Below are 12493 nucleotides of genomic sequence, written 5' to 3'. Positions count from 1 at the left end.
GCGCGTTCGCACCGGAGAAAACCCATGATCCGCATCACCCTTACCTCGGCCCTGCTGGCCGCCGCCGCCGCCACCTCGGCCCTCGCCCATGCCACGCTGGAACAGAAGACCGCGGCCCCCGGCGAAACCACCAAGATCACCCTGCGCGTGCCGCATGGCTGCGACGGCGAGGCGACCCACACGGTCCGCCTGACCCTGCCCGACGGGTTCTACGCCGCGAAGCCGATGCCCAAGCCCGGCTGGGATCTCTCGACCGAGGACGGCCCCTACGCCACGCCCTACGACAACCACGGGACCGAGATGACCTCGGGCCTGCGCAGCGTCACCTGGTCGAACGGCCATCTCGAGGACGGCTGGTACGACGAATTCACCGTCCGCGGCACCTTCGGCCGTGACCTCGCGCCCGAGAGCGTGATGGTCTTCCCGGCGGTTCAGACCTGTGCCAACGGGACCGCCGACTGGACCGACACCAGCGGCTCGCACGACGTGCCGAACCCGGCGCCGAGCGTCACCCTCGTCGCGGCCACCGATTCGGCGGAGGAACATGCCGGGCATGGCGGTCACGGCGCGACGGATGGCGCGGCGCAGACCGCAGGTGCGCTCGAGATCACCGGCGGCTTCTCGCGCGCCACCCTGCCGAACGCGCCTGTCGGCGGCGGCTTCCTCACCATCGTCAACACCGGCACCGAGGACGACCGCCTCGTTTCGGCCAGCGCTGCGGTCGCGGGCCGCGCCGAGGTCCACGAGATGACGATGGCCGACGGCGTGATGCAGATGCGCCCCCTGCCCGACGGCCTGCCGATTCCCGCAGGCGGGACCGTTGAACTCAGGCCCGGCGGCCATCACCTGATGCTGATGGACCTGAAGGAGGCCCTCGTCGAGGGCGAGACGGTCGAGGTCACGCTGACATTCGAGACCGCCGGAGAGGTCGTCGTCCCGCTGGCCATCGGCGCGCCGAATGCCAGGGGCGCGACGGACCATTCCGGCCACATGAAGAAGGACTGAACTGATGAGGCTCTCCGGAAAACACATCGCCATCGGGGTGCTCTGGGGCGTCGCCCTGGTGGCGCTCGGCTGGTTCGCCTGGGCGCGCCTGATCGCGCCGACCTTCGAACAGAGCATCGCCGACACCATCGGGCCGGGCGACTACCGGCTCGAGACGACCTCCGGCGGGACCTTCACCGAGGCCAGCCTGGAGGGCGGGCCCTCGGCCGTCTTCTTCGGCTTCACCCATTGCCCCGAGGTCTGCCCGACCACGCTCGGCGACATCGCGACCTGGCAGGAAGAGCTTGGCCCGGACGAGAAGCTGCGCGTCTACTTCGTGACGGTGGACCCCGAACGGGACGACATCGACACCCTGCGCGACTACGTCTCCTGGGCGCCGGGCGTGGAGGGCGTGTCCGGCACGCCCGAAGAGGTCGAGAAGGCGCTCAGGGCCTTCCGGATCTACGCCCGCAAGGTGCCGCTCGGCGACGGGGATTACACGATGGACCATTCGGCCAACGTGCTGCTCTTCGACGAGGACGGCGTCTTCTTCGAACCGGTCGGCTACCAGGAAGACTATGACCGCGTGATGGACAAGATCCGCCGCATGCAGGCCGGCTGATCCCGGACCATCCTGGCGGGGTGCAGGACGCCCCGCCCGACCCCGCCTCGACCGGGCCACCGAAGCTGTGGCGCGCGGGCGTGCTTTCCTCTACCATAGGCCATCCTGGGCGCTCATACTTACCCGCAGTGCGGGAGCCGGGCACACAGGTTCAGCCTGTCCGGCCCCGCGCCGGCCGACGTGGTTTCCGGAGGAGAATTCCATGAAGACATGCCTAGCCGCAGCGCTCGCCCTCGCTCTGCCCGCCGCCCCGGCGCTGGCCGAGATCGCGACCGTCGAAGTCACCGCCACCTATGCCGGAGAGGCGCCGATCCCCGAGGGTGCGATCCTCGCGGTCGAGCTCCGGGACGTCTCGAAGGCCGATGCGCCCTCGGTCACGCTGTCGCTCCAGATGCTGACCGTGGCGGGCATGCCGGTGACGGTCGCCCTGCCCTACGAGGACACGCTGATCGACGACCGGATGACCTATGCCGTCGCGGCCAGGCTGCTGTCGGGCGATACCGTCGTCGCCCGGACCACGACCTCCAACATGGTGCTGACCCGGGACGCCGGTGACAGCGTCGAGATCGCGCTGGAGCCGATGCAGACGCGCCAGACGACCACCCCCGAACCGATCCCCGCAAGCGTGACCTGGAACGCCTTCGAGGTGGGCGGCCGCATGCTGATCGTCGACACCCCGCCGACGCTGACCGTGACGGAGGACGGCACGGTCTCGGTCTTCGCGGGCTGCAACCAGTTCACCGGGCAGGCCGAGATGACCGAGGGCGGCTTCGTCGTCAGCCAGCCCATGGCCGGGACCCGCAAGGCCTGCCCGCCGCCGGTGATGGAGCTCGAGGCCGTGGTGATCGACGCGCTCGGCAACACCGCCGGCTACGTGCTGAACGGCGATCTGCTGACGCTGGTGAACGCCTACGGCGTCCCCACCATCCGGTTCAGCAGGGCCGAGGACTGAGCGGCCCCGACCGCAGGATCACGCCGGGACCAGCCGCGGCGTTGCGCTTCGGTTCCGGCTGCCGGGATGCGGTTTCGGCACCGCGGCCAGCAGCTTGCGCGTGTAGGCATGCCGCGGCGCGCGCAGCACCGCGTCGGTCGGTCCGGTCTCCACGATCTCGCCGTCCAGCATGACGGCGATCCGGTGGCTCACGCGCTCGACCACGGCGATGTCGTGGCTGATGAACAGGAACGACACGCCCTCGCTGCGCTGGATCGCGGCCATCAGGTCGGTCACGCGCCGCGCGTTCGACACGTCGAGCGCCGAGACCGCCTCGTCCGCCACGATGATCCGGGGCCGGACGGACAACGCCCGGGCGATGCAGATCCGCTGACGCTGGCCGCCCGAGAACTGGTGCGGGTAGCGGTCTGCGGCATCGGCCGGCAGGCTGACCCGCTCCAGCAGCGCACCCGCCATCGCGCCGCGCTCCCGCGGCTCCACCATGCCGTGCAGGAAGGCCGGTTCGGTCACGAGGTCGCGGATCGTCATCCGCGGATTCAGCGCGGCATAGGGGTCCTGGAACACCATCTGGATCCGGGCCCGGTGCGGTTTCAGCGCGGCGCCGCCCAGGTGGTCGATGCGATCGCCCAGCAACTCCACCTCGCCCGCGGCCGGATCGACGAGCCGCATGATCGACCGCGCCAGCGTGGATTTCCCGCAGCCGGATTCGCCCACGAGCCCCAGGGTCTCGCCCCGTGCGAGGCTGAGCGAGACATCCTTCACCGCCGCCACCGGCGCCCGGCCGGAGAAGAGCCCGCCGCCACCATAGGTCGTCGTCAGGCCCGTCACCTTCAGCACCGTCTCGGCGCTTTCGACCGGCGCGGGCGCGCCCTCGCCCAGCTTCGGCGACGCGGCCATCAATTCACGCGTATAGGCGGCGCGGGGGCTGGCGAAGAGGTCGGCGGTGCGCCCCTCCTCGACCTTCTCGCCGTCCTTGAGCACCACCACGCGGTCGGCGATCTCGGCCACCACGCCGAGGTCGTGGGTGATGAAGAGCACCGCCATGCCCATCTCGCGCTGGAGCGTCGCGATGAGCTTCAGGATCTCCGCCTGCGTCGTCACGTCGAGCGCCGTGGTGGGTTCGTCCGCGATCAGCACCTCGGGTTCGCAGGCAAGCGCCATGGCGATCATCACGCGCTGGCGCAGCCCGCCCGACAGCTCGTGCGGATACTGCTCGAGCCGTCGTTCCGGCTCGGGGATCCGCACCCGTTCCAGCGCCGCGCGTGCCGCCTGGCGTGCCGCGCGACCGCGCAGGCCACGGTGCAGCGCCAGCGTCTCGCAGAGCTGGGCGCCGACCGACATGACCGGGTTGAGCGAGGTCATCGGCTCCTGGAAGATCATCGCGATCCGGTCACCGCGGAGCGCCCTCAGCGCGGCGGGCGACAGGTCCATGATCTCGGCCGGGCGATCCCCGCCCAGCCGGATCGAACCCCCCGCGATCCGCCCGCCCTCGCGTTCGATCAGCCGCAGGACCGCCAGCGCCGTCGCGCTCTTGCCCGAACCGCTCTCGCCCACGAGGGCGAGCGTCTCGCCCCGGTGGATGTCGAAGGAAAGCCCGTGCACCGCCTCCGTCTCGCCGAAGGCGATGCGCAGGTCGCGGACCGAGAGGACGGGCGGATTGGGAGGCGAGAGTATCATTCCGCGGCGAGCTCCGTCACGAAGGGGGCGAGCGGCGGGGTCCAGCGGTGGCGCGCCGGGGTCAGGCGTGCCTCGTAGGGATCGTCGCCGAAGACCTGCCAGTGGACGGTGTCGGAAAGCTCCAGCATCCCCCAGGCACGGGCGGGTTCGCCGCCGGTGGTGAAGCTCTCGGTCAGGCTCTGCTGGGTGATGTGCGGAATGCCGTCGACGGTGGTGACGGTGTTCCAGTGCACATGCCCCGCGACGCAGGCGACGGGCACGCGGGCCTGCGCCAGCGCGGCGCGGGCGCGGTCGGCCTGCGGGTAGGTCGAGACGGAGGCGTTGCGCTGGAAGTAGTAGTTCCCGATCTGGCTGTGGCCCGAGACCGGGACGTGGCTGGCGACGAGCGTGGGCTTCCCGGCCCGCTGCATCGTCTGGGAGAGCCACAGGAGATCGCGCTCGGGCAGGTCGAACCCGGGGCGCGGGACGTTCCGGCGGATCTTCGCATCCGCCCGCCAGAGGGCGAGCTGCCAGTGGCCGAGGTCGAGCACCTCGCTCTCGAGCGACGCGCCGAGGATGGAGGCGTTCTCGGCCACGCTCAGGTGATCCCGGTCGTGGTTGCCGCAGACATGGTGCAGCGGCGCCTCCAGCCCCGAGAGGACCGAGGCGACCTCGCGTTCGAGCTGCGCGTCGGTCTCGGCATCCACGTCCGAGATGCGGTCGCCGAGGTCGAGCACCAGATCGGGCCGCGCCGCGTTGGCCCAGGCGACGAACTCGGCCAGAAGCGCGAGCGCGGTGTCCCCGCGCTTGGTGTGGGAGGGCGCGCCGTGGTGAATGTCGGTGACGATGGCGATCCGGGTCATGGGTCTGGCTCCTGATGGGGGTGGACCGGGCGCCCCATGCGCCCGGCCCGGGGTGTCGTCAGCTGTCGGCGAGCGAGATGCTGCCGGCGCGGAAGTCGAGCACGTAGGGGATATGGCCGGGCAGCGGCGCCCAGTTGACCGAGGTCTTCATCCCCCAGCTTTCGAACGGGCGGTAGAGCGGCAGGACGGCCGGGTCCTCCTTCACCTCTTCCATCAGCTCGGCATAGGCCTCCTTCCGGGTCTCGACGTCGGTCGAGAAGCGGAAGCGCTCCCATTTCTCGGCGTAATCCTCGTCCGTGTTGAAGCGCCCTTCGCTCTGCGAGGGGCCACCCGGCGCCCACATCACGCCGAAGCTGCCGAAGGGGTCCGCGAAATACATCGGGTTCGACCAGTTGCGCGCCATCATCTCGGGGTCGTTGCCCGACCACTGGTCCTGCACCTGCACCTTGCCGTTGATGCCGACCGCGGCCCACATCTCCATGATCGCCTGCGCGGCGAGCAGGCCGTTGGTGTAATAGGTCGGCGCGGTGTCGTAGGTGATCTCGAACCCGTCGTAGCCGGCTTCGTCGAGCAGTTGCTTCGCCCGCTCGGGGTCGTATTCGAAGGTCACGAGGTCGGGCTGGTGCAGCGCGCCCATCTCGACCATCGTGTGCGACGACGGCACCACGGCCTTGCCGGCCCAGAGCGCCTCGTTCAGGGCGTCGCGGTCGATGGCGAGGCTCATCGCCTGCCGGATCCGCGGGTCCTGAAGCTTGGGGTGGTTCTGGTTCATGATCATCACGTGGAAGAGCGCGGTGGCCGAGCCTTCGGTCTTCAGGTTCGGGTCGCTCTCCACCAGCGAGAGCTGGTCGGGCGCGAGGTTGGTGATGATGTCGGCCTCGCCGGTCTTCAGCGCGGTCACGCGCGACGCGGTCTCGGCGATCTGGACGACGTTCACCTTTTCCAGCGGCGCCTTGTCGCCCCAGAAATCGTCGAACCGGGTCCAGACGAGCTTCTCGCCGGGCTGGAAGCTTTCGATCGCGTAGGGGCCGGTGCCGACCGGGGCGAGCGCGAAGGCCTCGAAATCGCTGTCCTCGGCCACGTCCGGATCGCCGGTCAGGGCCTTGGTGTAGGCCTCGGGGATGATCATGATCTGCTGGAGCGAGATCAGCGTCTCCCAGAGCGGTTCCTCGCGCTCGGCGTGGATGCGGATGGTGGTGTCGTCCACCTTCTCGGCTCCGGTGAAGTTGCCCAGCCGGTCCTTGGCGCGCACCACGTAGGGCGGGAAGGTCGCCTGGAACATGCGGTTGAGCGAGAAGACCACGTCATCGGCGGTCATCGGGTCGCCGTTGTGGAACGTGACGCCCTCGCGGAGCTTCAGCTCCATGACCTTCGGCTCGATCAGCTCCCATGAGGTGGCGAGCGCGGGGGTCCATTCGGGCTCAAGCTTGGTGTGGTCGCGGTCGATCAGCGTGTCGAAGCTGTTGTAGTAGAACTGCGAGCCCACGTTGGAATGGTCGCGGCCGGGGTCGAGGTAGGGGGCCATGTTGGCGGCGCCCACGGTGATCTCCTGCGCGCTGGCTGCGAAGGGCAGCGCGGCAAGGGCGGTGGTCAGCATCAGTCGGATCATGTCGGGTCTCCGGGGTTCGGTTGGTGTGAGGAAAGGCCGGTCGTGCGGCTCTTGGTCTTGATTAGCGGTCGCGCAGGCGGACATCGGCGCGGTCACGCAGCCAGTCGCCCAGGGTCTGCACGGAGAAGGTGAGCGCCACGATCAGCGCGGCGGGGGTGAGCACGATCCAGGGCGCCGTCGGCATGTAGTCCCGGCCCAGGCCCACCATCGAGCCGAGGGAGGGCTGCGGCGGCTGGACGCCGAGCCCCAGGAACGAGAGCGTGCTTTCGAGGATGACGATGTTCGACAGCGCCAGGGTGAACTGCACCACCAGCGGCGAGACGAGGTTCGGCAGGATGTGGCGCCGTGCGGTGTAGAGCGGGCCGGCGCCGGCGGTCCGGGCGGCCTCGAGGAACGGCAGCGCCGAGAGCTTGCGGACCTCGGCCCGGACGATGCGGGCGTATTGCTCCCACCCCGCGATGCCGAGGACGAGGACCAGGACCGTGAGGCTCGAGCCCATGAGCGAGAGGATCAGCAGCGCCACGAGCGTGAAGGGGATCGCGATCTGCATGTCGACAAGCGCCATGATCGTGTCCTCGACCCAGCCGCGGCGGAGCCCGGCGATCAGCCCCAGCGTGCCGCCGATCAGCAGGCCGATGACCGCCCCCGCGACGGCCAGCGCCAGGGTCAGGCGCAACCCGTAGAGCGCGCGGGAGAGGACGTCGCGTCCCAGTTCGTCGGTGCCCGCCAGGTGGAGGGGGGCGTAGCGCTCGAAGCCGAGCGGCGGGCGCAGGCGGCTCAGCAGGCTCTGCGCCAGCGGGTCGTATGGCACGATCAGCGGGGCCAGCAGCGCCGCGGCAAAGAGCACGACGGCAATGGCGATGGCCGCCTTCTGGATCGCGTCGGACCGGCTGCGGCGCTTGGCGGGGATCGGGTCGGCGAAGGTGGTCATCTCTCAGCTCCGGGCCAGGCGGATGCGCGGGTCGGCCAGCGCATAGGCGATGTCGGTGAGGGCGTTGATCGCGACCACGGCGACGGCGACGGCGATCACGCCGAACTGCAGCACCGGGTAATCGCGGGTGATGGCGGAGGTGACGAGCAGCTGGCCGATCCCCGGCCAGGAGAAGATCGTCTCGACCACCACGCTGCCGGCGGCGGCCAGACCCGCGATCTGCAGGCCGATGACCGAGATCACGGTGACGCCGGCGTTGCCCAGACCGTGCCGCAGGACCACGCGGGCCTCGGACAGGCCCTTGGCGCGGGCGGTGCGGATGAAGTCCTGCCCCAGCACGTCGAGCATCGCGTTGCGGGTGAACCGGGTCAGCGCCGCGACCAGCACGCCGGACATGGCGATGGTCGGCATGATGTAATGCAGCGGGGTCGCGTTCCCGACCACCGGCAGCCAGTTCAGCCAGTAGGAAAAGGTGAGGATCATCAGGATCGCGAGGATGAAGGACGGCACCGCGTAGCCCGCGAAGGCCACCGTCATCACCGCCGAGCCGATCCAGCTTTTCCGGAAGATGGCGCCCAGCACGCCCAGCGGGATCGAGACGGCGATGGTCAGCGCCACCGCGCAGAGCAGAAGCTGTCCCGAGGGCCAGAGCCTCTCGGCCACCACCTGCGTCACCGGGCGGCGGTCGACGAAGGACAGCCCGAATTCGCCGGACACGACGCCGCGCAGGAAGGCGAGGTATTGCTCCCAGAGCGTCCGGTCGAGCTGGAAGTAGCGGATCAGCTCCTCCCGTCCCTCCGTGGTCAGCCCCTCGCCCAGGAAGGTGTCGATCGGATTGCCGGAAAGCCTTGTGGCGATGAAGGTCACGCTGACGATGGCGAAGAGCGTCACCACCGAGCGGACGAGGACGCGGGCGAGGTAGGCGATCATCGCGTGACGCTCCGTTGCAGGTGCAGGAAGGGGATGCCGGCCGCGGCGGCGGCGCGCCCGTCGGTCGCGGCGTTGTCGCCGACGAAGACCGCCTCGGCCGCGGCCATGCCGCTGCGGGCGAGCGCGGTGGTCAGCATCAGCGGATCGGGCTTGCCGAGGCTGCGCCAGCCGAGCTCCGGGCGGATCGCGCGGAGGGCGGCCAGCAGGGCGCCGGTCTCCGCGACCGGCGCGCCGTCATGGCCGGGATGGGAGAGGTCCTCGTTCGCGACCCAGAGCGCGGCGCCGCTTGCGACCTCGGCCAGCAGCGGGCCCATCGTCTCGACCGTCACGGCGGCGTCGCGGCAGAGCAGGACCGCCTCGGGCCGCGGCGCGTCGATGTCGAGGCCCAGCGTCCTTGCCCGCGCCTGAAGCGCGGGGTCGGCCCAGAGGCGCAGGCGCTCCACCCCGGCATGGGCGAGCTGCTCGAGCGCGACCTCCCCCGCCAGCAGGATGCGCGCGGGCGGGACATGCAGGCCGAGCGGCGCGAGCCGGGCGGAAAGGAGCGCGGCCGTCGTGTCGGAGCGGTTCGAGACGATCCAGAGCCGATCCCCGCAGGCCGCGGCGAAGCGGGGCGCGTCGCCGAAGGCGCGGCCCTCGGAGATCAGGCAGCCGTCGAGGTCGCAGAGCACCACGCCCGCCGTCTCGATGGCGGCAGGGTCGAGCCGCGTCTGGCGGATGGTCTCGGGCCGGAGGGTCGTCGCTGCGTCCAAGTGCTGTCTCCCGTCGGGCGGGACCGGCGGGCCCCGCTGCTTGACCGGAGCAATGGAGCGCCGCTGTGACATGGCCGTAACAAGGCAAGGCTATGCTTTGGGGAAAGCAAACCTGCGCTACGGAGAGAGCCGGATGACCCTGAGTAACGCCCGATTGGACGCCGTGCGGGCCGTGGCCGAGGCCGGGTCCTACGCGGGGGCCGCGCGGCTGATGAATGTCACGCAACCTGCTGTTTCCGCGCAGGTTCGCGGGCTTGAGGCGGAATATGGCGTGCGCCTCTTCCTGCGGGACTCGGGGCGGCTGGTTCCGACGGGGCTGTGCCTGAAGCTCTGCGATTCGGCCGAACGGATGGCCGAGGCGCGGGACGAGGCGGAGCGGCTTCTCCTCAGCCGCTCCTCGCTGCGCGAGGGCAAGATCACCATCGGCCTCGGCAACGCGATGCCGGGCATGGCGGTGATCGCGGCCTTTCACCGGGCCTATCCGGGGGTGACGCTGAAGGTCGAGACCGGATCGCACCAGAAGATCACCCGCGCGGTGCTGACCCATGAATGCGACATCGGCGTGCTGCCGGACGTGCCCGCCGATCCGCGCTTCCGGCGCGAGCCGCTGGCGGGCTCCGAGGTCATCGCGATCGCCCCGCCGGGCCATCCCTTCGCCCGGAAACCGGAGGTCACGGCCGCCGCGCTCGCGCGCGAGCCGCTGATCTTCCGCGCCTCGGGCTCCTCGACGCAGCGGGCGGTGGACCGGATGTTCTCGCGCGCGGGGCTCGATCCGCAGCCCTTCCTGACGCTCGACGCGCGCGACGGGCTCTACGAGGCGGTGGTGAACGGGCTGGGAATCGGCTTTCTCTGGCGCGAGAGCACCAGCCGGACGGACGGGGTCGCCCGCCTCGCCATCGCCGAGATGCGCGGGCTCGGCACCCACGAAACCGTCTTCAGCCTGGCCGAGAGCGAGGGCCGCATCGTCGATGCCTTCTTCGGCATCGCGCGGAGCACGGGCGCCGCGCGGGGTCCGGCGGCGGGCGCCGTTCCCGCCTGAGCGCTAGCCCCGGTCGCTCCGGGGCTTGGCGCCCTTCGGCTTGCCGTATTTCGCCGGGGCGCCCTTGCCCTTGAAGGGCGGCTTGTCCCCGCCGCTGCGCGGCTTGCCCTTGCCCTGGGCCCCGGGCTTGTCCTTCCAGACCGCCTTGGCCTTGCGCGGCTTCGCCGCCCCCTCGCCCGCCTCGGGCGCCGCGCGTTTCGCGGCGGGCGCCTTGTGCGGCTTCTCCGCCGCAGCTTCCGCGCGGGGCTTGTAGGGTTTGGCCGGGCCGGCGCCCTCGGCGCGGGCCTTGTAGGGTTTCGGACCCCCGGCATCCCCGCCGCGCGGCTTGTAGGGTGTCACGACCCCCGGTTCCCGCTTCGGGGCGGCCTCGCTCCGCTCGGCGCGCGGCTTGTAGGGCCGTTCGGCCTTCTCGGCGCGCGGCGCATGGCTGCGCTCGGCCTTCTCGGCGCGCGGCGCGTAGGGCGTGTCGCTGCGCGGTTTGGCCGGCCGGGCCGGTCCGTCGCCGTCCCTGCCCCGGTGCGGTTTGCCCTGTGGTTTCGGCCCGCGTTCCGGCCGGGGGCCGCGCTTCGGCGCCTCGGGCGGCGGGCCCTGATGGCGGCGCACGGTGATGCCGTCCTCGAGCGCGCCATCCTCGCCGATCCGGGCGAGGAACGGCTCGAGCGCCTCCTCCTTCAGCTCGACCGCCGTGGTGTCGTCCTGCACCCGGATCGCGCCGATGTCGTCCTTGGACAGGTCGCCCGCCCGGCAGAGCAGCGGCAGCAGCCAGCGCGGCTCCGCCCCCGAGGCGCGCCCCACGGACAGCGTGACCCAGCCGCTCGGTCCGAAGGCGGCCCGTTCCTCGCGCGGCGCGCGGGCATCGGGCGGCGACAGCTCCTCGGGCGCGCAGAGGTTCGCGCGATAGAGGCGGAGGCAGGCGGCCGCGATCTCCTCGGGGCTGCGCTCGGCCAGCAGGCGGGCGGCGAAATCGGCCTGCTCGGGCGTCATCTCGCCGTCCCAGGCGGCGTCGGTGACCAGCCGCTCCTCGTCGCGGCGCAGGATGTCCTCGGCCGAGGGCGGCACGGTCCATTCCGCTTCGACCTTGGCCCATTTCAGCAGCCGGTCGGCCTTGCGCGAGATCTTCGGCGTGATGACCAGCGCCGAGATCCCCTTGCGCCCCGCGCGTCCCGTCCGGCCGGAGCGGTGCAGCAGGCCCTCGGAATTGGTCGGCAGCTCGGCATGGATCACGAGGTCGAGGTTCGGCAGGTCGATGCCCCGCGCGGCCACGTCGGTCGCCACGCAGACCCGCGCGCGCCCGTCGCGCATCGCCTGCAGCGCATGGGTCCGCTCGGACTGGCTCAGCTCGCCCGACAGGCTCACCACCGGGAAGCCGCGGTTGGCGAAGCGCGCGGTCAGCCGGGCCACCGCGGCGCGGGTGTTGGCGAAAACGATCGCGTTCTCGGCATCGTGGAAGCGCAGCATGTTGATGATCGCGCTCTCGGTGTCCTGATGGGCCACCTGCAGCACCTGATAGGCGATGTCGGTGTGCTGGGTGCCGGGGTTCAGCGTGGTGACGCGGACGGCGTCGCGCTGGAACTGGCCCGCGAGCGAGGCGATCATCGGCGGCACGGTGGCCGAGAAGAGCAGCGTCCGCCGGTCCTCGGGCGCGAGGCCCAGCATGAACTCGAGGTCCTCGCGGAAGCCGAGGTCGAGCATCTCGTCGGCCTCGTCCAGCACCACGGCACGCAGCGCGTCCATCTCGAGCGAGCCGCGCTGGATGTGGTCGCGCAGCCGCCCCGGGGTGCCGACGACGATATGCGCGCCGCGTTCCAGCGCGCGGCGTTCGTCGCGCATGTCCATGCCGCCGACGCAGGACACCACCCGGGCGCCGGCCTTGGCGTAGAGCCAGCCAAGCTCGCGCATCACCTGCAGGGCGAGCTCGCGCGTCGGCGCGATCACCAGCGCCAGCGGCGCGGCGGGCGGGCCGAGCCGGTCCGCCTCGCCCAGAAGCGTCGGCGCGATGGCAAGGCCGAAGCCCACCGTCTTGCCGGATCCGGTCTGGGCCGAGACCAGCAGGTCCTTGTCCTGCAGGTCGGGATCGGTGACGGCCTCCTGCACGGGGGTGAGGGTCTCGTACCCGCGGTCTGCGAGGGCTTCGGAAAGGGTCGTGATCATCGGGGCG

General features: G+C 71.0%; 11 protein-coding genes. 4 read left to right on the top strand and 7 right to left on the bottom strand.

Annotation, left to right across the window (positions count from 1 at the left end):
• The first annotated feature begins 24 nt into the window (after window positions 1-24).
• From Q344_RS0101315 to Q344_RS0101305, 3 genes are all read left to right on the top strand, one after another.
• Window positions 25-1005, top strand: coding sequence for a DUF1775 domain-containing protein (locus Q344_RS0101315; RefSeq protein ID WP_036538161.1), 981 nt, complete (start codon window positions 25-27; stop codon window positions 1003-1005).
• 4 nt (window positions 1006-1009) lie between these two features.
• Window positions 1010-1606 carry an SCO family protein gene (locus Q344_RS0101310; protein ID WP_028285053.1) on the top strand — a complete coding sequence of 199 codons (597 nt, stop codon included), beginning with the start codon at window positions 1010-1012 and terminating at the stop codon, window positions 1604-1606.
• Window positions 1607-1808: 202 nt separating this feature from the next.
• The gene (locus tag Q344_RS0101305) at window positions 1809-2558 is read left to right on the top strand and encodes an META domain-containing protein (RefSeq protein ID WP_028285052.1); all 750 of its coding nucleotides are present in this window, start codon (window positions 1809-1811) and stop codon (window positions 2556-2558) included.
• An 18-nt stretch (window positions 2559-2576) separates the two neighbouring features.
• Here the strand turns inward: Q344_RS0101305 and Q344_RS22830 are convergent, their stop codons facing one another.
• The 6 genes from Q344_RS22830 to Q344_RS22825 all read right to left on the bottom strand — a co-directional run bounded on the left by Q344_RS22830 (window position 2577) and on the right by Q344_RS22825 (window position 9296).
• Window positions 2577-4235 (bottom strand): ABC transporter ATP-binding protein, encoded by a 1659-nt coding sequence (locus Q344_RS22830; RefSeq protein WP_036538159.1) that lies wholly within the window; start codon window positions 4233-4235, stop codon window positions 2577-2579.
• Complete coding sequence (locus Q344_RS0101295; RefSeq protein WP_028285051.1) at window positions 4232-5077, bottom strand: metallophosphoesterase family protein; 846 nt, start codon at window positions 5075-5077, stop codon at window positions 4232-4234. The genes Q344_RS22830 and Q344_RS0101295 overlap by 4 nt, the downstream gene beginning before the upstream one ends.
• A 58-nt stretch (window positions 5078-5135) precedes the next feature.
• Window positions 5136-6686 (bottom strand): ABC transporter substrate-binding protein, encoded by a 1551-nt coding sequence (locus Q344_RS0101290; RefSeq protein ID WP_028285050.1) that lies wholly within the window; start codon window positions 6684-6686, stop codon window positions 5136-5138.
• A 61-nt stretch (window positions 6687-6747) separates the two neighbouring features.
• On the bottom strand, window positions 6748-7617 hold the full coding sequence (locus Q344_RS0101285; protein ID WP_028285049.1) for an ABC transporter permease: 870 nt from the start codon (window positions 7615-7617) through the stop codon (window positions 6748-6750).
• A 3-nt stretch (window positions 7618-7620) separates the two neighbouring features.
• Window positions 7621-8547 carry an ABC transporter permease gene (locus Q344_RS0101280; protein ID WP_028285048.1) on the bottom strand — a complete coding sequence of 309 codons (927 nt, stop codon included), beginning with the start codon at window positions 8545-8547 and terminating at the stop codon, window positions 7621-7623.
• Window positions 8544-9296 carry an HAD hydrolase-like protein gene (locus Q344_RS22825; RefSeq protein ID WP_229669113.1) on the bottom strand — a complete coding sequence of 251 codons (753 nt, stop codon included), beginning with the start codon at window positions 9294-9296 and terminating at the stop codon, window positions 8544-8546. Before Q344_RS22825 ends, Q344_RS0101280 begins: the two co-directional genes overlap by 4 nt.
• 133 nt (window positions 9297-9429) lie before the next feature.
• Here Q344_RS22825 and Q344_RS0101270 point away from each other — a divergent pair, with 133 nt between their 5' ends.
• A complete protein-coding gene (locus Q344_RS0101270) occupies window positions 9430-10335 on the top strand; it encodes a LysR substrate-binding domain-containing protein (protein ID WP_028285047.1) in 906 nt (301 codons plus the stop codon).
• A gap of 3 nt (window positions 10336-10338) precedes the next feature.
• Here Q344_RS0101270 and Q344_RS22820 read toward each other — a convergent pair whose 3' ends face one another.
• Window positions 10339-12486 carry a DEAD/DEAH box helicase gene (locus Q344_RS22820; protein WP_051630472.1) on the bottom strand — a complete coding sequence of 716 codons (2148 nt, stop codon included), beginning with the start codon at window positions 12484-12486 and terminating at the stop codon, window positions 10339-10341.
• Between the last annotated feature and the right edge of the window lie 7 nt (window positions 12487-12493).

The organism is Pseudooceanicola nanhaiensis DSM 18065, assembly GCF_000688295.1.
Classification (GTDB): domain Bacteria; phylum Pseudomonadota; class Alphaproteobacteria; order Rhodobacterales; family Rhodobacteraceae; genus Pseudooceanicola; species Pseudooceanicola nanhaiensis.
This window is presented reverse-complemented; position numbering and strand designations above follow the sequence as displayed.